20 protein-coding genes are annotated in these 20,765 nt (G+C 61.9%); 9 read left to right on the forward strand and 11 right to left on the reverse strand.

The genetic code is table 11. The features are described from left to right. Positions 1-100: 100 nt before the first annotated feature. A complete protein-coding gene (locus PQQ96_RS17700) occupies positions 101-892 on the reverse strand; it encodes a hypothetical protein (protein ID WP_408294259.1) in 792 nt (263 codons plus the stop codon). A gap of 215 nt (positions 893-1,107) precedes the next feature. Here PQQ96_RS17700 and PQQ96_RS17705 point away from each other — a divergent pair, with 215 nt between their 5' ends. Continuing rightward, positions 1,108-2,889 carry an ATP-binding response regulator gene (locus PQQ96_RS17705; RefSeq protein WP_408294334.1) on the forward strand — a complete coding sequence of 594 codons (1,782 nt, stop codon included), beginning with the start codon at positions 1,108-1,110 and terminating at the stop codon, positions 2,887-2,889. A gap of 21 nt (positions 2,890-2,910) precedes the next feature. On the opposite strand, the gene PQQ96_RS17710 is transcribed toward PQQ96_RS17705, so the two are convergent. The 5 genes from PQQ96_RS17710 to PQQ96_RS17730 form a co-directional block, all read right to left on the reverse strand. Beyond that, complete coding sequence (locus tag PQQ96_RS17710) at positions 2,911-3,660, reverse strand: response regulator transcription factor (protein ID WP_408294262.1); 750 nt, start codon at positions 3,658-3,660, stop codon at positions 2,911-2,913. Positions 3,661-4,000: 340 nt separating this feature from the next. After that, a complete protein-coding gene (locus PQQ96_RS17715) occupies positions 4,001-4,192 on the reverse strand; it encodes a hypothetical protein (RefSeq protein ID WP_408294264.1) in 192 nt (63 codons plus the stop codon). Next, on the reverse strand, positions 4,167-5,171 hold the full coding sequence (gene cydB / locus PQQ96_RS17720) for a cytochrome d ubiquinol oxidase subunit II (RefSeq protein ID WP_408294267.1): 1,005 nt from the start codon (positions 5,169-5,171) through the stop codon (positions 4,167-4,169). The genes PQQ96_RS17715 and cydB overlap by 26 nt, the downstream gene beginning before the upstream one ends. Before the next feature lie 24 nt (positions 5,172-5,195). Further along, complete coding sequence (locus PQQ96_RS17725; RefSeq protein ID WP_408294270.1) at positions 5,196-6,608, reverse strand: cytochrome ubiquinol oxidase subunit I; 1,413 nt, start codon at positions 6,606-6,608, stop codon at positions 5,196-5,198. Between the two features lie 133 nt (positions 6,609-6,741). After that, positions 6,742-7,014 carry a hypothetical protein gene (locus PQQ96_RS17730; RefSeq protein WP_408294273.1) on the reverse strand — a complete coding sequence of 91 codons (273 nt, stop codon included), beginning with the start codon at positions 7,012-7,014 and terminating at the stop codon, positions 6,742-6,744. A 14-nt stretch (positions 7,015-7,028) separates the two neighbouring features. On the opposite strand from PQQ96_RS17730, the gene PQQ96_RS17735 reads away from it, so the two are divergent. The 4 genes from PQQ96_RS17735 (at position 7,029) to PQQ96_RS17750 (ending at position 11,632) form a co-directional block, all read left to right on the forward strand. After that, positions 7,029-8,174: a CaiB/BaiF CoA transferase family protein gene (locus PQQ96_RS17735; protein WP_408294276.1), complete on the forward strand. Its 1,146-nt coding sequence runs from the start codon at positions 7,029-7,031 to the stop codon at positions 8,172-8,174. Positions 8,175-8,330: 156 nt separating this feature from the next. After that, the gene (locus PQQ96_RS17740) at positions 8,331-9,632 is read left to right on the forward strand and encodes a CitMHS family transporter (RefSeq protein ID WP_408294279.1); all 1,302 of its coding nucleotides are present in this window, start codon (positions 8,331-8,333) and stop codon (positions 9,630-9,632) included. A 62-nt stretch (positions 9,633-9,694) separates the two neighbouring features. Continuing rightward, the gene (locus tag PQQ96_RS17745; RefSeq protein WP_408294282.1) at positions 9,695-10,861 is read left to right on the forward strand and encodes an acyl-CoA dehydrogenase family protein; all 1,167 of its coding nucleotides are present in this window, start codon (positions 9,695-9,697) and stop codon (positions 10,859-10,861) included. Positions 10,862-10,879: 18 nt separating this feature from the next. Further along, positions 10,880-11,632, forward strand: coding sequence for an IclR family transcriptional regulator (locus tag PQQ96_RS17750; RefSeq protein ID WP_408294285.1), 753 nt, complete (start codon positions 10,880-10,882; stop codon positions 11,630-11,632). Positions 11,633-11,666: 34 nt separating this feature from the next. On the opposite strand, the gene PQQ96_RS17755 is transcribed toward PQQ96_RS17750, so the two are convergent. Beyond that, on the reverse strand, positions 11,667-11,954 hold the full coding sequence (locus PQQ96_RS17755) for a helix-turn-helix domain-containing protein (RefSeq protein ID WP_408294288.1): 288 nt from the start codon (positions 11,952-11,954) through the stop codon (positions 11,667-11,669). Then, positions 11,941-12,273: a type II toxin-antitoxin system RelE/ParE family toxin gene (locus PQQ96_RS17760; protein WP_159004922.1), complete on the reverse strand. Its 333-nt coding sequence runs from the start codon at positions 12,271-12,273 to the stop codon at positions 11,941-11,943. The genes PQQ96_RS17755 and PQQ96_RS17760 overlap by 14 nt, the downstream gene beginning before the upstream one ends. Between PQQ96_RS17760 and PQQ96_RS17765 the strand changes: the two genes are divergently transcribed. Both PQQ96_RS17765 and PQQ96_RS17770 read left to right on the forward strand, forming a co-directional pair. Then, positions 12,267-12,455 carry a hypothetical protein gene (locus PQQ96_RS17765; RefSeq protein WP_408294291.1) on the forward strand — a complete coding sequence of 63 codons (189 nt, stop codon included), beginning with the start codon at positions 12,267-12,269 and terminating at the stop codon, positions 12,453-12,455. The genes PQQ96_RS17760 and PQQ96_RS17765 overlap by 7 nt on opposite strands. Positions 12,456-12,992: 537 nt before the next feature. Further along, positions 12,993-13,814, forward strand: a complete 822-nt coding sequence (locus tag PQQ96_RS17770) for an alpha/beta fold hydrolase (protein WP_408294294.1) — start codon at positions 12,993-12,995, stop codon at positions 13,812-13,814. 116 nt (positions 13,815-13,930) lie between these two features. Here the strand turns inward: PQQ96_RS17770 and PQQ96_RS17775 are convergent, their stop codons facing one another. Next, positions 13,931-14,470, reverse strand: a complete 540-nt coding sequence (locus tag PQQ96_RS17775; protein WP_408294336.1) for a DUF2867 domain-containing protein — start codon at positions 14,468-14,470, stop codon at positions 13,931-13,933. 509 nt (positions 14,471-14,979) lie between these two features. Between PQQ96_RS17775 and PQQ96_RS17780 the strand changes: the two genes are divergently transcribed. Continuing rightward, a complete protein-coding gene (locus PQQ96_RS17780; protein WP_408294297.1) occupies positions 14,980-15,807 on the forward strand; it encodes an NAD-dependent epimerase/dehydratase family protein in 828 nt (275 codons plus the stop codon). 29 nt (positions 15,808-15,836) lie between these two features. Further along, positions 15,837-17,129 (forward strand): MFS transporter, encoded by a 1,293-nt coding sequence (locus PQQ96_RS17785; RefSeq protein ID WP_408294300.1) that lies wholly within the window; start codon positions 15,837-15,839, stop codon positions 17,127-17,129. 229 nt (positions 17,130-17,358) lie between these two features. Here the strand turns inward: PQQ96_RS17785 and PQQ96_RS17790 are convergent, their stop codons facing one another. Beyond that, positions 17,359-19,563 (reverse strand): glycoside hydrolase family 28 protein, encoded by a 2,205-nt coding sequence (locus PQQ96_RS17790; RefSeq protein WP_408294302.1) that lies wholly within the window; start codon positions 19,561-19,563, stop codon positions 17,359-17,361. 274 nt (positions 19,564-19,837) lie between these two features. Next, positions 19,838-20,752: a 2-hydroxy-3-oxopropionate reductase gene (locus PQQ96_RS17795; RefSeq protein ID WP_408294305.1), complete on the reverse strand. Its 915-nt coding sequence runs from the start codon at positions 20,750-20,752 to the stop codon at positions 19,838-19,840. Positions 20,753-20,765 lie beyond the last annotated feature (13 nt).

Consider the following 20,765-nt stretch of genomic DNA (forward strand, 5'->3'; position numbering starts at 1 on the left):
AAAAAAAGGCGCATCGTACGTGGCGCGTAGGTGGCGAATACGCGATTGGCGGAAAAGGAAAACAGCCGCCATCGGTCCACGCCAGCCCGGGAATGCGCTATTAGGCGGCTACTTCATTCATTTCGCTGTCGCTCGATTCGGCGGCGAGCAGGTTCAACGCGAGCAGAATCGCCGGCCGATTGTCGAGTTCGATCTCGATGCCGAGCACGTCGATCAGCCAGCGACCGATCTTGGTATTGGAAAATTCGGCGGCGCCGGCCGTCTTTTTCATGGTGACGCCGAGTTTGACGGCGCGATAGTGATACGAGGGCACACGATGCTGAGCAGCGACCGCCGACAGGCCGCCTTTCCCTTCCGAGCACCAGCCGAGGCTGCCGGCCAGCACGATGCGCTCCGGCTCGTCGAGGCTGTCGATAAAGGCGCGCGCCGCGAGCCGCACGCGTTGCTCGTCGAGCCCGTATTGCAGCAACACGCTGTCGACGGGGTCTTCCAGCGCTTGCGCGTGCAGATCGATCTCCTGCGCCATGCCTTCGTTTTCCATCGACACATTGCGTTGATGGCCGGCGCTGCGCAGGCAGTCGATCAGGTAACGGCGAAAATACGCGCACAGTGCGTAGCCGTTGGACGGGGCGCTGTCGGCGCAGGCATGGGTTTCCGTGTGGCCGGGCGCGAGGCGCAGGACTTTCGCGTAAATGAACTGCGCGACCAGTTCTTCCTTGTCCTCGCCGAGTGCCTGCAGCTCAAGCGGGTGATAGGTACGCAGCGCCCGCTTGACCAGTTCGACCATCGACACCATTTCGTCGGCGGACAACTGGGTACGCCGGCGCCACAGGTCGGGCAGGATCGCATCGTCGAGATTGCGGACGAACGCGTGGCTCGGAACTGCGCCCATGAAAACCTCCATAAGGGGTAAGGCGAGGAGTGCGCGGAGCCTCGGCTGCAGGCAAGGAAGGGGTGTTGGAGCTTGTAAGCCGCGCTGGAATGTGAACCCAGTATGGTTTCCGGCGACGGCTTCGCCTATATGGATTAAGTGGTAGCTGATGGGTAAACCGCCGGGTAAACCATCCGGTCAGCATAAGTTGCCGTGCCCGACGAGGAGACCGCATGATGCGGGCAGACCCGATCCAGCGTGCAATCGATGAAGACCTGGTGCGCGTGCTGTACGCGCAAGATCCGATCGCCTTCTTTTCGCACTGGTTCTCGATCGCGGTGCTGGTGGCGATCTACTGGCCGAACATCCCGTCGCCGCGGCTGTTCATCGCGTGCTTCGGGTTTTATGCGGTGGCCAATTGCGGCAGCCTCGCACTGTGGATCTGCAATCGCCGCTACCCGCATCTCGTCACGCCGCGCGGCTGGATCATCCTGCACGCGGTGCGCGGCGTGCTGCTGTATAGCGCGCCGGGGCTGGCGGTGTGGTTCGCGTTCCAGAGCCCGCAAACCGATTTGCCGCTGCTGCACACAGTGATGCTTGTCACGCTGGCGGCAGGCGTGTTCATGTCGAACGGCTTCGATCTGCTGAATTTCTCAACCGCGATTCCGTTTCTGCTGTTTCCGTCGATCCTGCTGCATTTCGGTTCGCATACGTTCGATCGCACGATTCTCGCGATTGTCCTCGCGTTCTTCTTCTGCGCGATTAACGTCTATGCGCTGAGCTATCGCAAGCTGTTTCGGCGCGTCGTGCAGGCGCGCGTCGATCAGCAATACCTGGCGGAATCGCTGGCGGCGCAAAAGCGTGTCGCCGAAGAAGCCAGTCTTGCCAAAACACGTTTTTTTGCGGCCGCGAGCCACGATTTGCGCCAGCCGTTGCATGCGATCGGCCTGCTGGCGGCGTCACTCAACGACACGGCCGCGACGCCCGTGCAGCATGGGAAGACCGCCGAACACATTGTTCATAACGTCGAGGCGTTGAATCAGCTGTTCAACCAGGTGCTCGATCTCGCCAGGCTCGAAAGCGGCGTGACCCAGGTGATCCGCTTGCATTTCCGGCTTTCTGAATTGTTCGAGCGGGTCGGCAGCCAGTATCGTCCGCAGGCGGCGGCCAAGGGCCTGGCGCTGCGGATCGCACCGGCTTCGGCGGTCGTGCATGACGATCCGGTGCTGCTCGAACGCGTCCTGAGCAACCTGCTCTCGAACGCCGTGCGCTATACCGAGGAAGGCGCGATCTGGGTGGGCTATCGCCGCGCCGGGCGTCGATCGGGCGGCTATGTCGAGGTGCGCGATTCGGGTATTGGCATTCCAGCCGAGGAACACGAGCGCATTTTCGAGGAGTTTTATCAGGTCGCCAATCCGCAGCGCGACGCGCGACAGGGGCACGGTTTGGGCTTGCCGACGGTGAAACGCCTCGTCGAGATGCTCGGTGGCGAGTTGCAGATGCGCTCTGCGCCGGGCCGCGGCTCCGTATTCCGCTTTCCTGTGCAGACGGGCGACGCCGGCGGGATTGTCGCGAGCCTGAACGAAGCAGTGGCGGGTGGTCCATCGGCACAAGGGCGGCGCGTGCTATGCATCGACGACGAACCGTCGATTCTCGAAGGCCTTGCCAGTCTGCTGGGACGCTGGGGGTGCATCGTGCGTGGCGCACGCGACGAGGTCGATGCGCTTGTTGCGCTGGAAGACGGTTTCGTCCCGGATGCCGTGTTATGTGACTACCAGTTGGCCAATCATCGAACCGGCGCGCAAGCGCTGGCGGCCGTGCGCAATGTGCTCACGCGGGCGGGGCACGAAAGCGTGGTGACCCTGCTGATCACGGGCGATATGGCGTCGGCGGAACTGGCGGCGCTGGCCTTACAGGGGATTCCGGTACTGCATAAGCCGGTTACGCCGGCGCGTTTGCGGCGCACCCTGGAAATGCTCTGGCAGCAGGCGGAACTGGATAAGGGGCGGGCGGCGTGAGTGCCGCCCGCCGACCCGCTATTACAGGGTTCTGCCGGCTTCCAGCCAGCCGTTGATCACGGCGATCGCCGTGGACCGGTTGTGCACACCGAGCGCCCGGAAGATCACCGAGAGATGCACCTTAACCGTCCCTTCTGCCACACCCAACTCACGCGCGATCATCTTGTTGGTCCAGCCCCGATGCACGAGCCGCATGATGTCCTGCTGTCTTGGCGACAGGTTCTCCAGCAAATGTTGCTGGTGCGGCTGCAGGGCCTGGATTTGCGCGATCGGTTCGGTGAGCGTGGCGCCGCCCTGACCCTGAGTCGAGGCGGGGGCGGTGCCCTGGGTGGAACGCTCGGTCGCCGCTTCGGCGTGCGTCTCACGCGAGCCCAGCAGACTGAGTGCTTCCATCGGCACATAGGCGCCGCCTGACAACACCAGTTCGATCGCCTTGAGCATGACGCTGGCGGGTTGCCGCTTGGGCACGAAGCCGAGCGCGCCGGCGGCCAGCACCGCGCGCATTTCGTCGGGCGATTCTTCGGCGGAGAGCACGACGACCGGCAACGCCGGGTTTGCCTTCAACAGCACTTCAAGCGACGAAGCGCCGCTCATGCCCGGCATATGCAGATCGACGATGGCGAGGTCGTGGTCGGCGTCGGGCCGCGCGGCGGCGGCGAGTGTTTCCCAGCTATCGGCTTCGTCGAATTGCGCGTCAGGATCGAGCCCGCGCAACAGCCCCTTGACACCTTGCCGGATCAGTTCATGGTCGTCGGCCACAAGAAACTTCATGATGTCTCCGCGAGTCGGACCTGCGCGTTGTGGACTACCGCCGCCGTGCTGCTGGCTTCACTTCCCGTTTTACTTCTATTTTCGAATGGCGTCATGGCCGGCTACCCCGCGATCATATGCCGATCGGTGGCGCGGCGCGCTTTCCGGCGCGCCACATATTTGACAGTCTATTTATATGATCGCCGGCTGGTTCGATGCACCAGCATTATGGTTAAGGCAGGTCTCCCGCGCATAGGTTCCGGCTTGCTATGTAGACGAGCCACATGCCCCATTTTTTGAAGCCGTCCACGCAGGAATCCGAAGGTTATGCGCGTCGAATGAAATTATGCGCAAGCCGTCGTCAATTGACTGCAAATAATGTCGCATTCATCAGAAGCTTGAACGCGAAACCGAGCGACATCGCCGCGCCTACTCCGAAGCACCAGAGCGCGATGAACCACAGCCAGCCGGGCAGTTTGCGCGCCGGCGCTTGAGACGCGCTGCGGGCGGCTTCGGCGCCCGCGTCCTTAGTGATAGTGATGTTGATCGTCATGACGCACCTTGCCACGAAATACCCAATAACCCATCGTCGTATAGGCGATGATGATCGGCAGAATCACCGCTGCGCCGACCAGCGTGAACATCTGGCTCGAGCGTGGCGCGGCGGCTTCCCAGAGTGTCATGCTCGACGGAATCGCATACGGCCACAGGCTCACCAGCAGCCCGGCGTATCCGAGCAGCACCAGCAGGAGCGCCAGCACGAACGGCGTGTTGTGATGCCGCGCACGCACCGCGCGGTGCATGAAGAATGCGCACACCGCCACGAGGAACGGCACCGGCAGCAGACGGTAGAACAGGCTGTCGTGGAACCAGCGTTGTGCGATATTCGGATCTTGCAGCGGCGTCCACAGGCTGACCATCGCGATGAAGCCGAGCAGCACGAGCGTCAGCGGCCACACCACGCGATGCAGGCGGCGTTGCAGATCGCCTTCGGTCTTCGCGACCAGCCAGCAGCAGCCGAGCAAAGCGTAAGTGATCACCAGACCGAGGCCTGTGAGCAGACTGAACGGCGTGAGCCAGCCGAAGGCCTCGCCCGCATAGCCACCGTCGATCACCGGAATGCCCTGCAGGAACGCGCCCAGCACGATACCCTGAAAGAACGTCGCGCCCGCCGAGCCGCCGATAAACGCCAGATCCCACAGATGTTTCGTGCGCTTGGCCTTGGCGCGAATCTCGAACGACACGCCGCGAAAAATCAGGCAGACGAGCATGAAGATCAGCGGCAGATACAGCGCGGACAGCACGGTCGAGTAGACCACCGGAAACACCGCGAACAGCGCGGCGCCGCCGAGCACCAGCCAGGTTTCGTTGCCGTCCCACACGGGTGCGACGGTGTTCATCATCAGGTCGCGTTCTTTCTCATCGGGGAAAAACGGGAAGACGATCCCGATGCCCAGATCGAAGCCGTCCAGCACCACGTACATGAATAGGCCCAGCGCGATGATCGCGGCCCACGCTACGGTTACGTCCATTTTCTTTCTCGCAAGCAGGTGAGGTTAGGCGGCGTCGATCATCTGATCGGCGGCGGACAGCGGGCGGCGCGCGGTCTGATTCGGGGTGTGCTCAGGCACGCCGTGCGGCGTGTGTCCCGGCAGTGCCGGACCCGAGCGCATCAGCTTGAGCATGTAGTAGATGCCGGTGCCGAACACGAGGAAGTACACGACCACGAATGCCATCAGCGAGATGCCGACCTGCTGCGTGGTGAGCGGCGACACGGCCTGCGAGGTACGCATCACGCCGTACACCACCCACGGCTGGCGGCCTGCTTCAGTGGTGACCCAACCTGCCAGCAGCGTGATGAAGCCGGTCGGGCCCATCGCCACTGCAAGACGCTGGAACCACTTCGCTTCAAACAGGCGTTCGCGGCGGCGCAGCGCCCATGCCGTCAGCGACATCAGGATCATCAGCACGCCGAGCCCGGCCATGATGCGGAAGCTCCAGAACACGACGGTCGAATTCGGCCGGTCTTCTGGCGGGAATTCCTTCAGGCCGCGAATTTCGCCGTCCCAGCTATGCGTGAGGATCAGGCTGCCAAGGTGCGGGATCGACACTGCATAGCGCGTGGTCTCCGCTTTCATGTCAGGAATGCCGAACAGGTTGAGCGCGGTGCCGCCTTTCTCGGTTTCCCACAGGCCTTCGATCGCGGCGATCTTGGCCGGCTGATACTTGCGCGTGTTCAGACCGTGCTGATCGCCGACGAATGCCTGAATCGGCGTGAGGATCAGCAGCAGCCAGAGCGCCATCGAGAACATCTTTTTGACGGCAGGATCGCGCCGGCCACGCAGCAGATGCCATGCGCCCACCGCCGACACCACCAGCCCCGCGACGATGAATGCCGCCAGTGCCATATGCGCAAGCCGGTACGGGAACGACGGATTGAAGATGATCTTGACCCAGTCGAGCGGCACCACATGGCCGTCGACGACTTCGAAGCCTTGCGGCGTTTGCATCCAGCTATTGGACGCGAGAATCCAGAAGGTCGAGATCAGCGTGCCGATCGCCACCATCAGCGTGGCGCCGAAGTGGGCGCGCGGACTCACGCGCTGCCAGCCGAACAGCATGATGCCGAGGAAACCCGCTTCGAGAAAGAACGCTGTCATGACCTCGTACATCAACAGCGGTCCGGTGATGGGTCCGGCGAAACTGGAGAAGCCCGACCAGTTGGTGCCGAACTGATAGCTCATGACGACGCCGGAGACGACGCCCATACCGAAGGCCACTGCGAAGATCTTTGACCAGAACAGGCAAAGATCTTTGTAGTACGCCTTGCCGGTTTTCAGCCAGCGCCATTCAAGTACGACGATGAAGCTGGCGAGGCCGATGCTGAGCGCCGGAAAAACAATGTGAAACGAGACGGTGAACGCAAACTGAATGCGAGCGAGATCGAATGCCGAAATTGCGGAGTTCATGAGCGTGAAGTGCTTTAGGTGCGTCATGCCCGGAGGCGGACTACGCGCGTCGACCGTTGTCGGTGCGCACTGCGCTTGGCAGATGGCGCAAGAGTAGGGGATGAGTGACTTTTTTGCTGCGATGCGACGTGCGTCAAAAAACCGCGTTGTTTTGCGCGGTTTTTCGATTTTGAGACGGCAAAGCCTTGATAGGTATCAAGTTTTCCTTATTACGTGTTTGCGCGTCTTTCCCGTGGTCGCTGCCGAACTGCGGCAATAGACCGCGCTGCAACAACACTGGCGAACCCCTTCGCGGCTGCCCGCATTGGCCTGGTGTTTCTCCACAGCCCGCTTGACTTAAATATTTCCTGAGCATAAAGTTTAATTCACGTGCAGGAATTAAAGGCGATGGTGTGCCATCGTCCAATCAGGAGACAAGCCTTGTTCAATCTCACGCCCGGTTCGCTCGCAGGGCTTCGCGTCATCGATCTGTCACGTGTGCTGGGTGGTCCGTACTGCACGCAAATCCTCGCCGACCACGGCGCGGAGGTCGTCAAGGTCGAGCCGCCTAACGGCGACGAAACCCGCACCTGGGGGCCGCCGTTTGACGGCGACACGGCCTCGTATTTCATCGGCGTGAATCGCAACAAGCTTGGTGTGGCGCTCGATCTGACGCAGGAGCCCGACCGTCAGAAACTGCTGACGCTGCTCGACACCGCCGACGTGCTCGTCGAAAACTTCAAGATCGGCACATTGGAACGCTGGGGCCTGGGCTACGACGCGTTACAGGCGCGTTTTCCGCGCCTAGTGCATTGCCGTGTGTCCGGTTTTGGCGCAGACGGTCCACTTGGCGCCTTGCCGGGTTACGACGCTGCCGTGCAGGCGCTGACCGGTTTGATGAGCGTGAACGGCGAGGCGGGCGGCGCGCCGTTGCGCATCGGCGTGCCGATCGTCGATCTGGTTACCGGGCTGAATGCGGCGCTCGGCATCCTGATGGCGCTGCGCGAACGCGAGACGAGTGGACGTGGTCAGTTCGTTGAATCGACACTGTTCGACAGTGCGTTGTCGATCCTGCATCCGCACACGCCGAACTGGTTTTACTCAGGTAAGGAGCCGCAACGCAGCGGCAACGCGCATCCGAACATCACGCCGTACGACATGTTTCATACCGGCAGCGTTGATATTTTTCTGGCGGTGGGTAACAACGCGCAATTTGCGGGGCTGTGCGCCGTGATTGACGCGCAGACGCTCGTCGACGATCCGCGCTTTGCCAGCAACAAGGAGCGCAGCGCGCATCGCCGCGAATTGCGCGCCGAACTCGAGAAGCGCTTTGCGTCGTGGGAAGGCGAACTGCTTGCCGATACGCTGATCCGGCGCGGTGTGCCATGCGCGCCGGTGCTTGGGCTGGGCGCGGCGCTGGAGCATCCGCATACGGCGCATCGCGGCATGCGGGTGGAGATGGGCACGTACAAGGGTATTGCATCGCCGATCAAGCTGAGCCGTACGCCGGCCAGTTACCGCAGCACGCCCCCTGCGCTCAATGAGCACGCCGAGCAGGTCTTCGGCAAGCCGCCCGCGGACGATTGACGTTTTCGCATCAGCTCGATAAACCCCGTCGATACAACAAAGAGCGGCCGCGTGCCGCCAAGGAGACAGCATGTGCATTAACCGCGCAGGACGGCGCTCGCCGTCGCGTTTCACAGGGCTTGCCGGATGGACGTTCAGCACGCAAGGAGCCGCACCATGCTCGCGCTGATCGGCACGGTTGCCATCGTCGCGCTGTTCGGGTTGATCATCACGAAGCGCCTTTCGCCGCTGGTCGCGCTGTTCATCGTGCCGATCGTGGCGGCGCTCGTTGCCGGCTTCGGGCTGTCGACGGGTAAGTACATCGTGAACGGCGTGCAGAACATCGGGCCGGTGGCTGGCATGTTCGTGTTCGCCATTCTGTTCTTCGGCATCCTGACGGATGCGGGCATGCTCGATCCGATCATCAGCGGCGTATTGCGCGTGGTCGGCTGTCACCCGACACGTATTGTGATGGGCTCGGCTTTGCTCGCGCTGCTGATTCACCTCGACGGGTCCGGCGCGGTGACCTTTCTTGTCACGTTGCCGGCGATGCTGCCTTTGTACACGCGCCTCGGCATCGACAAGCGGATTCTCGCGTGCGTGGCCTCAATGGCGGCGGGGGTCAATTTTCTGCCGTGGGTGGGGCCGATGCTGCGCGCCTCGGCCGCCTTGCATATTCCCGGCACGGTGATTTTCTATCCGATGATTCCGGTGCAGATCGTCGGCCTGATTTTCGTGTTCGGCACCGCGTATATGCTCGGCAAGCGCGAAGAAAAACGCCTCGGTCTCGACCGCGCAAGTGCGGCAACGGTCGCGGTCACACCGCGCGAACTGACGCCCGACGAGCAGGCGCTGCGCCGTCCCGGCCGCTTCTGGATCAACCTCGCGCTGACCCTGATCGTGCTGGTCACGCTGGTGTCGGGCATCGTCGATCCGATGGTGATGTTCATGCTCGGCACGGTTGCCGCGTTGATCATCAACTATCCCGACGTCAAGCAGCAGCGCGAGCGTATCGATGCGCACGCCAAGGCTGCATTGATGATGGCGAGCGTGCTGCTGGCGGCGGGTGCGTTCACCGGCATCATGTCCGGAACCGGCATGCTCACCGCGATGGCGCAAGTCGTGGTGCAGCACGTGCCGGTCGAACACGCGCGCCATATGCCGTTCGTGCTCGGGATCGTCTCGATGCCTTTGAGTCTGCTGTTCGATCCCGATTCGTTTTACTTCGGCATTCTGCCGGTGCTGGCCGAGAGCGGGAAGATTCTCGGCGTGCCGCCCGTGCAAATGGCGCAGGCCGCCTTGCTCGGTCAGATGACGACCGGTTTTCCGGTCAGCCCGCTGACGCCCGCGACGTTTCTGATCGTCGGCCTGACCGGCGTCGAACTTGCCGAGCATCAGAAGTTCACGATTCCGTTTCTCTTCGCCGCCACGATCATCATGGTGTTGACCGCAGTGCTGGTCGGCGTGTTTCCGCTTTGATTGCGCTTTGAGTGTGTCTGGATAAGCGCAGGTACTACCCAGTAACAACTGAGGATGTTGATATGAATTTCGATCTCACCGAAGACCAGCAATCGATCCAGGCCGCGATCGAAAAGCTCTGCGAAAAATACGACGACGAATACTGGCTCGCCCGCGATCGCGACGGCGGTTTTCCACACGACTTCCATCGCACGCTGGCCGATGCCGGCTGGCTCGGTATCGCGATGGCGCCGGAATATGGCGGCTCGGGTCTCGGCATGACCGAGGCCGCGCTCATGATGCGCACGATCAGTGGCTCGGGTGCGGGCTTGTCGGGAGCCTCGGCGGTGCATATGAACATCTTCGGGCTGAACCCGGTGCAGGTGTTCGGCAACGAAGAACAGAAGCGCCGCTTTTTGCCGCCGCTGATCGAGGGCCGCGACAAGGCCTGCTTCGCGGTTACCGAACCGGACGCCGGTCTTGACACCACGCATCTGAAAACCCAGGCCGTGCGCGACGGCGACCACTACGTGCTGACCGGCCGCAAGATCTGGATCTCCACGGCCCAGGTCGCGAGCAAGATGCTGATCATCGCGCGCACCACGCCGCTCGAGCAGGCCGCCAAACCGACCGATGGTCTCACGCTGTTCTATACCGACCTCGATCGCGAGCGCGTGGAAGTGCGCGAAATCGAGAAGATGGGCCGCAAGGCGGTCGATTCGAACATGCTGTTCATCGATAACCTGCGCGTGCCTGTTGAAGACCGCATTGGCGACGAAGGCGCGGGCTTTCGCTATCTGCTGCATGGCCTGAACCCCGAACGCATCCTGATTGCCGCCGAAGCGGTCGGTCTCGGTCAGGTCGCGTTGAAACGCGCGACACAGTACGCGAAGGAGCGCGTGGTGTTTGGCCGGCCGATCGGCCAGAACCAGGCGATCCAGCATCCACTCGCCCAAGCCTGGATGCAGCTCGAAGCGGCCAACCTGATGGTGTTCAAAGCCGCCTCGCTCTACGACGCCGGCCAGCCCTGCGGCGCGGAAGCCAACGCGGCCAAGTATCTCGCAGCGGAAGCCGCGTTCCAGTCATGCCAGACTGCGATCGCCACGCTCGGCGGGATGGGCTATGCGAAGGAATATCACGTTGAACGCTATCTGCGGGAGTGTATGATTCCGAGGCTCGCCCCGGTGAGCCCGCAGATGATCATGTGTTTCATCGCGGAGCAAGTGCTGGGCCTGCCGAAGTCGTACTGAGCGTTACACCCCACCGCCATGGATGTCAAACTCGTTGCCCGCACGTTAGACCTGTTCGAATTGTTCGCCGCCGAGCAACGGCCGCTGCCGCTCACTGAACTCGCGCGTTTGCTGAACGCACCGGTGTCCAGTTGTCTCGCGCTTGCCCGCACGCTGGTGAGCCGCGGCTATCTGTACGAGGTCAGAAAACGCGGCGGCTACTATCCGACGCGACGCTTGCAGTTGCTCGCAAACGCCATCAATGCGGTCGATCCGATCGTCGAGATGGTTCATCCGCGGCTCGTCGAATTGCGCGACGCGAGTGGTGAGACGGCGGTGCTCGGCAAGATTCACGGCACAGCCGTGGTGTATCTCGATGTGGTTGAATCGACCAAGGCGATTCGCTACACGCGCGCGCCCGGCGAGTTGCGGCCCTTGCACGCCAATTCGATCGGCAAGGTGATTTTCGGTGAGCTCGATGCCGCCGCTCAGCAGTCACTGGGCGCGCAACTGTCGTTTGAACGCTTCACCGCTGCGACCGTTGCCGACCTGCCCGCGCTCGTTGCGCAAGCGGCGGTTGCAAAGGCTAAGGGCTGGTGCGCCAATCTCGGCGAGAGCGCGCCGGAGTTATCGGCGATCGCGGTCGCTTTGACGATTGGAGGGGACCTGTACGGACTTTCAGTCGTGGGCCCGACCGAGCGCATACAGAAAGATCAGAAGGCGCATGCGGTCGAATTGATACGTGTGAAGCAGGCGATCGAAGCGCAGGAGCCGCAGGAGCCGCAGGAGTAAGGGCCGCGAGCGCTCAACGCTACGAGCACACCGGCTACGCGATCGAGATAAACAGTTGCTTGCCACACGCCGCCGCGTATCTGCGCAACGTGTCGATAGAGGGCGAGTGTTGCCCCGAAGCAAGGGCCCGTTCCAGCCGGGTGATGGCGGGCGCTTTCGTGCCCATGCGCTCGGCGACTTGCGCCTGCGTCAAGCCGGCTTCGCGGCGCGCGGCGAGCATCTGGTCGAGCAGCGCGAATTCTTCGCGGTTCAGCCGCTCGTATTCGGCACGTACTTCGGGATCGGCGATCGCCCGTTCGCGCATTGCCTTATAGGTTGCCATTTCTGATCTCCAGCAGTCTTTTGCGCGCCACGTCCAGTTCGTTACGCGGCGTGTGTTGCGACTTCTTCACGAAGCTGTGAAGCATGACGATTTTCCGTTCCACGATCGAGCAGTAGAAGACTCTGGCGATGCCCTCCGCGCCTTTGAGGCGCATCTCGAACAAGCCACCACCCATTGACGCGGTATGCGGCTCGCCGAGGTTTGGGCCGTATTCCTCCATGCGATCAGCCAGCGCGATGAAGCGTGCAAGCAGCGTTTTCGGCAAGGAGGCAACGTTCACTTTGACCTTTTCGTTGTAGAAGTCGATCGTAAATGCCATTGGAATTCATGATAACAAATATGTTATTTATGCGCAAGCAGGCCGCCTTGCCGTTTGCTGCTGTCATTCAGCTAAGGGCGGAGGCATTGCTCGGCAACGGAATCGAACGACGGAAAGAGGGCGAAGGCAGGATCGCGATGAGCGGTTACGACGGCGTTGGCGCAACTAAGCTGTTCGGCTAGATTGAGTCGTGCGGAACGCGATATCGGGCGCGGCACGGTGAAGGTCTCCTTTGGCATCGGCTGACTGAATGGACGTAACGGATCAAGGTCCGCTCGTCATCAACCGACAATAGCTCCGTTCGTGCCGACTTTCTATTAGCCTGTCAGCTAGCCATCAGGCTAGTTTGCTTCTACCATGCAAGCTGCTAACCGGCGGCTCCTCCAGCGTCACCGCATGCTCGAGATAGACGAGCGCCGCATCGACATTCGCTGTTTCATACCTGCTAGTTATTTCGAAGGCCGCGTGAACCGATTCGGTTCTTCGTACGTCCGTCATCAAAGTGTGTTGCAGGCCGTGTCATGCTTGAGTAATCATCCCTGCCGTGTATCGCCGGTCGGTTTTCTCCCATGTTCCGCCCCTACGCGCATCGAGTTCGTCCTGCATTCGCTGTTAACGGTTTTCGTCGGATGGCACGAATCGTATCGTCCGAATGGTTTGAGAGGCATGCTTCATCCACCTGCCGGCAGCGGCAGACTTCATCCAGAAGGAGTCAGCAGATGAGCACGATCACCACGAAAGACGGTACGGAAATCTTCTACAAGGACTGGGGCACAGGCCGCCCGGTTGTCTTCTCCCACGGTTGGCCGTTGTCCGCGGACGCCTGGGACGCGCAGATGCTGTTCCTCGGCAGCAAAGGCTTTCGCGTGATCGCGCATGACCGGCGCAGTCATGGCCGTTCAGCGCAGACGTGGGACGGCAACGACATGGATACCTATGCCGACGATCTTGCCGCGCTGATCGAGCACCTCGACCTGCAGGACGCCACGATGGTCGGCCATTCGACCGGCGGCGGGGAGGTCGCGCACTACATCGGCCGGCACGGCACGAAGCGCGTGGCGAAGGCTGTGCTGATCGGCGCAGTGCCGCCGCTGATGCTCAAGACGGAAGGTAACCCCGAGGGCACGCCGATCGATGTGTTCGACGGCATCCGCAAGGGCGTGGTCGACGATCGTTCGCAGTTTTTCAAAGATCTGGCGCTGCCGTTTTACGGCTACAACCGTCCGAACGCGAAGGTGTCGCAAGGCGTGATCGATTCGTTCTGGGCGCAAGGCATGGTCGGTTCGATCAAGGGGCTGTACGACTGCATCAAGCAATTCTCCGAAGTCGACTACACAGAAGACCTGAAGAAGATCGACGTGCCGACGCTGGTCCTGCATGGCGACGACGACCAGATCGTGCCGATCGATGCGGCAGGCCGCAAGACGGCGAAGATCGTGAAGAACGCCACGCTCAAGGTCTACCCGGGCGGGCAGCACGGCATGTGTACCGTCGAGGCGGACAAGGTGAATGCCGATCTGCTGGAATTTATCAGCGCGTAATACGCTGATGTAGCGAGTGCGAGTGCGAGTGCGAGTGCGAGTGCGAGTGCGAGTGCGGCGGCGTGCGGCGATTGCCTTGCGTCAGCCGTACCCGTGCCCGGCTATGACGGCGTCGCTCAGGCCGTCGGCCAGCCGATGCGCGCCGCCCGGCGCAATGATGAGCGAACCACCAGCCGGTGGAATGGTGCGATGGCGAGGATATAGAAACGACCGAGCCCATTGTGGCAGTGCACGACGGTGGACAGGATCAAATAGCGCGCGCGGCCCTCGTGCGTATCGCGCGTTTGCTGCAACACCGAAAGCCGGAAGTCGAGATGGCTGTCGTTCTCGCCGAGGATGATCTCGCGCGCGCTGCGCGTATAGATTCTGAAGATGTCGACCCGTTCTCTGGCGACGTGCGAACCTGCCGCGCGCAACTGCTTCGCCGTCTTGATCCCGAAGCGGCCGACCAGCGCATCGCGCAGCGTCAGCAGCTTTGCAACCCATCCTGCCTGGTGCGCGAACAGAAAGCGCGCGAGTAATTCTGGATCGTCAATGGCGTCGTCCGGCAAGCGGACGGCGTACGCGTCCGCGAGGTCCGGGGCATCGTACAGGCGGGCCACGCCGGATTCGGCAGGCACGGCGACGGAAAGTACGGAACGGTTGGTGTCGGGCATGGGGAGCCGTTGAGCTGAAAATAGATCGTAGTGGGAAGGGCCACGTCGCCGGGGGCGCGCCGCAGTTCGATCGCGCGAATGCGCGTCAAGTCTACGCGCGTCCGACAGCACGCGCTTGAGCATCGAGCCAATCGAGCCAATCGAGCCAATCGAGCCAATCGAGCCAAGCGAGCCAAGCGAGCCAAGCGACCCAAGCGACCCAAGCGACCCAAGCGACCCAAGCGACCCAAGCGACCCAAGCGTGCGCTGGATCGCGTATGACTCGTGCTAATTTACGTTTGATGTTATACGACGTCATATAAATTTAGGCGACTCGTACATACTTGTTTACTAACGATAAATTGCCAAGTCACAAAGACTAGTACGGGTAAGTGCCTGGTTGAAATTGGCCTTGGAATCGAAGATAGTACGTTATCGTACAACTAGTGACTGTTCTCAGTCGGATGCCGTCACGGCTCGACCCTTGCCGTCCTCCAGCTCAATCGCGCGCAGCGCTGTAAAGGAACCTTATGAAGAAGATTGCCCTGAGTGGGGCCGGCGGACAGCTCGGCTCGGTAGTCCGTGCAGCGTTGATCGCGCGCGGCATCTCCCTGCGTTCGGCCGCGGGTTCCAGGGCTCTGGTTCCGCTAGTGGAAGGCGAGGACGTGATGCACGGCGACTTGCGCGACCCCGCCGTCGTCGATCGTTTGCTGGATGGCGTCGACGTATTGATCCACTTCGCCGGCACGAGCGTGGAACGTCCGCTGCCGGAAATCATCGACAACAACCTGCGCGCGCTGGTCGAGGTCTACGAAGGCGCGCGGCGGCAAGGCGTCAGGCGCGTGGTGTTTGCCAGCTCCAATCATGCGATTGGCATGTATCCGGTCACCGAACATCTCGATCTCGACTGCGCGCTCCGCCCGGACGGCTTCTACGGCTTGAGCAAGGTGTGGGGCGAAGCACTGGCGCGCATGTATTGGGACAAGCATGGCATCGAGAGTATTTGCGTGCGCATCGGCAGTTGTCTTGAGCGACCGACCGAGCAGAGACACTTGAGTACCTGGTTCGGTCATCGCGACCTGCTGCATTTCCTCGACCGCTGTGTCGAGGCAGAGGACGTCGGTTTCATCACCGTGTGGGGCGTGTCGGCCAACAAACGGAGCTGGTGGGACAACAGCGGCGCCGCGCGCCTCGGTTATCAGCCGACCCAGGACGCCGAGGCCTATGCCGAGGAAATCCTGCCACGGCCGAATCCGCTCGACGCATTGTGTCAGCGTTACCAGGGTGGCAGCTTTGTCGGCATCGATTACTCGCGCGACGAAAAAGTGAGCGACGACAGCGCGGGCCGGCCGTCCTGATTGGTTAAAGAATAGAAGGAGACGTAGTCATGAAAATCAAGGGCATCCGCTGGTGGATGGTCAGTCTGGTCGCGGCCGGGCTCATCATCAATTACCTCGCGCGCAATACGTTGTCGGTGGCGGCACCGACGCTGATGAAGGACCTCAATATCACGACCGCGCAGTATTCGCACGTCGTGGTGGCGTGGCAGCTTTGCTATGCGTTCATGCAACCGGTTGCGGGCTACGTGCTCGACACTGTCGGCACCAAGCTCGGCTTTGCGGCGTTCGCGCTGGCCTGGTCGCTGGCCTGCGCCGCGGCGGCATGGTCGACGGGCTGGCGCAGCCTGGCGTTCTTCCGCGGCATACTCGGTATCGCTGAAGCGGCGGGCATCCCGGCCGGCGTCAAGGCGACGAGCGAGTGGTTCCCGGCCAAGGAGCGCTCCGTTGCAATCGGCTGGTTCAATATCGGCTCGTCCGTGGGCGCGCTGCTGGCGCCGCCGCTGGTCGTGTGGGCGCTGTTGCACGGCCAATGGCAATGGGCTTTCCTGATCGTCGGCGTGGCGGGGATTGTCTGGAGCGTGCTGTGGATGCTGCTGTACAAGCACCCGCAGAAACAGAAGCTGTTGAGCGACGCCGAGCGCGATTACATCCTCAGTGGGCAGGAGGCGAAGCACAGCGACGCCGGCGCGGTCAAACGCAACTGGGTTGCTATGCTCGGCAGCCGCGACTTCTGGGCGATCGGCATTCCGCGGATCCTTTCTGAGCCGGCCTGGCAGACTTTCAACGCCTGGATTCCGCTGTACATGATGACCGAGCGCCACATGAACCTGAAGGAAGTCGCGCTGTACGCGTGGATGCCGTTTCTGGCTGCGGATATCGGCTGCGTGCTCGGCGGCTACCTCAGCCCGCTGTTTCATAAGTACGCGAAGGTTTCGCTGTTCACGTCGCGCAAGTTGGTCTTCGTCGTTGGCGCGCTTTGCATGATCGGGCCGGCCTGCGTCGGGCTGGTGGCGAGTCCTTATGCGGCCGTTGCGCTGCTGTGCGTCGGCGGCTTTGCCCACCAGACCCTGTCGGGTGCGCTGTACGCCATCACGTCCGACATGTTCGGCAAGAACGAAGTCGCCACTGCCACGGGCATGGGCGGCATGGCGGGTTACCTGGGCGCCGCAGCGTTCACGGCGCTGTTCGGCGTGCTGGTCACGCAGATCGGCTACAGCCCGTTGTTTGTGGTGCTGGCGGTGTTCGACATCATTGCGGCTGCTGTGGTGTGCCTGCTGGCCCGAAGCAGTGATAAGGCGCCCGATCCGCGCTGGGTGGCAGCGAGTGCCGGAGCGAAGTAAGTAATCCCTAGTCCTGAGTAATCCTGGGTAACTCTGGGTAATGGGATTAGGGCCGGTCGCGAATCGCGGCGGGTAATGACAAATGGCGGGAAAAATGGCGGCGCCCGAGGGCGCCGCCATTTTTTTGCCATCCTGCCAAACACTGATCGACGACCGTCGTGTTGCAAGTCGTCGAACCGATGATCACGCGCGGTCTCCGGCATGGTAAACGCCGGAAACCGCGTGTCCGTCAGCCTGCCAGCGCGCTGTTATACGTGACGCCACCAATCACCACGTTGCTAAGCGTGATGGATTTCACGTTGTTCACGAAGACCGGCCCTGGCGTGGTCGTCGTTGCCGGCCCCGTGCAGATCGGCGTCCCCAGGTTGCAGTTCGAGATCGTCACGCCGGTGATCGGCTGCACCGTAGGGACAGGCAGCGGACCGTTGTAGTCCGCAGCCACCGGGCCTTGCGCGACGATCGCCTGGAAGCACGAACCCGACGTTGCGGAGAAGCCTGAAGTCAGCGCGTAGCTCACCGCGCCCGATGTGTTGGTCGCGTTCACGTTCGTGATGTTGACGTTGTTGATCGTCGCCGGGTTCCAGCGCACCGCATCGCCCGAGGGGCTGTAATCGCAGTCGAACGTGATCAGCCCGCCCTGGCCGGTAGACGGGTTGGCCGCGAGACCGACCGTGCCCGTGCCGGGGACCGTGCCCGGAACGGTCGAGGCCAGCGAGCCGCCGCCGTATTTCCCCGTCAGGTTCACGCCGTTGGGCAGCGTTACGCCATTGATCCACACGTTGTTGATGAACCCGCCGCGGTTCATGTTGGTCTTGAAGCGAAGCGCGATGTTCAGCGGATTGCTCGCCCAATTCTCGTTCTGCATCGTCAGATTGCGGGCGTAGACGTTTTCCACGCCCGCGCTCATTTCGCTGCCGATCGTGAGCCCGCCGTGGCCACTCTGCATCGTGCAGTTCTGGACCACGATGTTCTGCATCGGGCCGTATTCCGTGTCGAGGCACTTGCCGGACTTGATCGCGATGCAGTCGTCGCCGGTGTTGAACTGAACATTCTGCACAAGCACGTAGTTACACGCATCCGGGTCGAAGCCGTCGTTGTTCGGGCCGATGCTGTCCGCAAACACGCCGTCGATCACCACGTTCGTGCAATCGGTCGGATGATGCTGCCAGAACGGCGTGTTCTGCGTGTGGTAGTTCTGCAGCAGTACGTTGCTGCAGCCGATGAACTCGACCATGCACGGCCGTAGAAAATGGCCCATGCCGAAGATGCGCTGCAGCACCGGCACGCCGAGTTCAGACAGCGCGGGCAGATAGTTCTGATCCTGATTCCAGCCCGAGGCCGTGAGCAGTTTCAGCAGCGTCGTCGTGGTGCCATCCTGATTCGTGAATGACACGTTGGCCTGCGGATTCGTGATCTGGGAAGCGGGCAGACTCGTCAAGGCGGTGTTGCCAGGGTAGGCGGCGCCGTTGGCCGAGTAGGCGGTGGCGCCCGTGTTGGCGTCGGCTTGCGAAACCGGCGCGCCCCCCGAAGCTGGTTTGACGTAACCGTACGCGTTACTCGTGCCCTTGAACGTCCACCAGCACGACACCGGCGGCTGGGTGCTCAACTGCATCGGCGTCATTGCCTGACCGTTCAACACGCAGGTGTTGTCGTCGGCGGTCAGCGCGATGTTGTTCTGCTGGTACGCATAGATCGGCGCGGCGAAGTTCAGACAGTCGTTTGCCTGCCAGCGCGACCAGTACAGATTGCCGTTCGCCGTCGGGTACGGACCATTCTTCGCGTAGTCAGCCGGGTTCGGGCTGAAATAGATCGTGCAGCCGGAGCTCAAATGGAAATTCACGTTGCTCAGGAGCATGATCGGGCCGCCGCAATACCAATTGCCGGCAGGCACCACCACGCGGCCGCCGCCCGCCGCGTGCGCGGCCTGAATCGCGGCATTGAACGCGGAGTACGAATCGTACGTCGTGTCCGTCATGTCCCACGGCACCATCACGTTCGAGCCAGGGCTTTGCGGCGACGTCGCGGCCTGCGAGCCCGCCACCCATGGAATCGCGCCACCGGGCCACGCGCTCGCCTGGATCAAGGCGGATGCCAGCAGCGTCCGTGCGCCGTAGCTCGTCACCTGAAAATCAACAGCCGGGAACGTCGACGTGGTGATGCCGGCGAGCTTGTTGATGATGGCTGTTGCCTGGCCGGTCGGCCCCCAGATCGGGTCCGCAGCCACGGGCGGTGTGGTGGGGGCAGTCGACGCTGGCGTCGTGGAGCTTGGCGAGGTGCTGCTACCGCCGCAGGCGGACAGGCCACCTAGCAGCGTTGCGCCTGCGGAGGTTCCTGCGAGCACGATAAACGCTCTGCGTTTAGGTGAATTCGGTTCGTCCTGGCCGCGGATTCTCGATGTTGCCGGCTTGCCGTTGTTTTTATCTTTAGTTGCCACGGATGTCTCCTTGCCCCTTACGGGCGTTGTGAGTAATCGTCAGTACTCGATGAGGCGCGGTTCTTCAATCCGTCGCCCGAATCAGCAATAGATATCGAAACAGCATCGCTAGTTGTAAGTTATCCTTAATATTTGTAATGAAGCGATAAAAGCGAGTACGAAACCGTCGTTGTTGAGATTCGTTAGCTCAGGCCGTGAACGCGCGGATGCGCCGTTCCATCTTCTCTATCGACATAGAGCAGGTGGAGCGGCGCCCGGAGTAGGGTCTATGGGTTCAGGCGGGTTGCTGGCCGATTTCGTGATTGGCGAGTATTTCGAGTGCGCGCACCATGGCGGAGTGATCCCACGCTTTGCCGCCATGCGCGACACAGGCATTGAATAGCGCCTGGCAGGTGGCCGTATTCGGCAAGGAAACGCCGAGCGCCTGAGCCGTCGAGAGCGCGAGATTCAGATCCTTCTGATGAAGCTCGATCCGGAAGCCCGGATCGAAAGTGCGCTTCGTCATTCGTTCACCGTGCACTTCGAGAATGCGCGAGGACGCAAAGCCGCCCATGAGTGCTTCGCGTACGCGCGCCGGATCGACGCCGGCTTTGGAGGCGAGCAGCAACGCCTCGCCGACAGCCTCGATCGTCGCGGCGACGATCACCTGATTGGCCACCTTGCACACCTGGCCCGCGCCGACAGCGCCGATCAGTGTGACATTCTTGCCCATCATGTCGAAGAGCGGCTTGACACTATCGAAGCTCGCCGTTTCGCCGCCCACCATGATGGTCAACGAACCGGCCTTCGCGCCGACTTCGCCGCCGGAAACCGGCGCATCCAGATAGTCCGCGCCGTGCTCGCGCACACGGGCCGCGAAGTCGCGGGTGGCCATCGGCGAAATCGAGCTCATGTCGACCACTATTTGCCCCGGGCGCAAGGCGTCGGCGAGGCCGTGTTCGCCGAACAGCACGCGTTCGACGTCCGGCGTGTCCGGCACCATGACGAAGATCACGTTGGCATGCGCGGCCACGGCGGCGGGGCTGTCACACGCAACCGCGCCGGCCTGGATGAGATCGTCGGGCACGCCGCTGCGCGTAAACGCCGCGAGGGCCACGCCGTTCTTGAGAAGGTTGGCGGCCATGGGCTTGCCCATGATGCCGAGTCCGATAAAGCCTGCTTTTTGCATGGAATTCTCCGGAGATGTCATGGCGGCCGTCTCT

Origin of the sequence: Paraburkholderia sediminicola, from assembly GCF_046027825.1 — a bacterium.
Lineage (GTDB): Bacteria > Pseudomonadota > Gammaproteobacteria > Burkholderiales > Burkholderiaceae > Paraburkholderia > Paraburkholderia sediminicola_D.

Bases quoted from the DNA above. Each gene is read 5' to 3' on its own strand.
- PQQ96_RS17795 (WP_408294305.1), bottom strand. From the start codon at position 20,752: ATGACATCTCCGGAGAATTCCATGCAAAAAGCAGGCTTTATCGGACTC.
- PQQ96_RS17765 (WP_408294291.1), top strand. From the start codon at position 12,267: ATGCCATTGGAATTCATGATAACAAATATGTTATTTATGCGCAAGCAG.
- PQQ96_RS17745 (WP_408294282.1), top strand. From the start codon at position 9,695: ATGAATTTCGATCTCACCGAAGACCAGCAATCGATCCAGGCCGCGATC.
- PQQ96_RS17775 (WP_408294336.1), bottom strand. From the start codon at position 14,470: ATGCCCGACACCAACCGTTCCGTACTTTCCGTCGCCGTGCCTGCCGAA.
- PQQ96_RS17725 (WP_408294270.1), bottom strand. From the start codon at position 6,608: ATGAACTCCGCAATTTCGGCATTCGATCTCGCTCGCATTCAGTTTGCG.
- PQQ96_RS17715 (WP_408294264.1), bottom strand. From the start codon at position 4,192: ATGACGATCAACATCACTATCACTAAGGACGCGGGCGCCGAAGCCGCC.
- PQQ96_RS17705 (WP_408294334.1), top strand. From the start codon at position 1,108: ATGCGGGCAGACCCGATCCAGCGTGCAATCGATGAAGACCTGGTGCGC.
- PQQ96_RS17740 (WP_408294279.1), top strand. From the start codon at position 8,331: ATGCTCGCGCTGATCGGCACGGTTGCCATCGTCGCGCTGTTCGGGTTG.
- PQQ96_RS17750 (WP_408294285.1), top strand. From the start codon at position 10,880: ATGGATGTCAAACTCGTTGCCCGCACGTTAGACCTGTTCGAATTGTTC.
- PQQ96_RS17755 (WP_408294288.1), bottom strand. From the start codon at position 11,954: ATGGCAACCTATAAGGCAATGCGCGAACGGGCGATCGCCGATCCCGAA.
- cydB (WP_408294267.1), bottom strand. From the start codon at position 5,171: ATGGACGTAACCGTAGCGTGGGCCGCGATCATCGCGCTGGGCCTATTC.
- PQQ96_RS17780 (WP_408294297.1), top strand. From the start codon at position 14,980: ATGAAGAAGATTGCCCTGAGTGGGGCCGGCGGACAGCTCGGCTCGGTA.
- PQQ96_RS17760 (WP_159004922.1), bottom strand. From the start codon at position 12,273: ATGGCATTTACGATCGACTTCTACAACGAAAAGGTCAAAGTGAACGTT.
- PQQ96_RS17710 (WP_408294262.1), bottom strand. From the start codon at position 3,660: ATGAAGTTTCTTGTGGCCGACGACCATGAACTGATCCGGCAAGGTGTC.
- PQQ96_RS17700 (WP_408294259.1), bottom strand. From the start codon at position 892: ATGGGCGCAGTTCCGAGCCACGCGTTCGTCCGCAATCTCGACGATGCG.
- PQQ96_RS17770 (WP_408294294.1), top strand. From the start codon at position 12,993: ATGAGCACGATCACCACGAAAGACGGTACGGAAATCTTCTACAAGGAC.
- PQQ96_RS17785 (WP_408294300.1), top strand. From the start codon at position 15,837: ATGAAAATCAAGGGCATCCGCTGGTGGATGGTCAGTCTGGTCGCGGCC.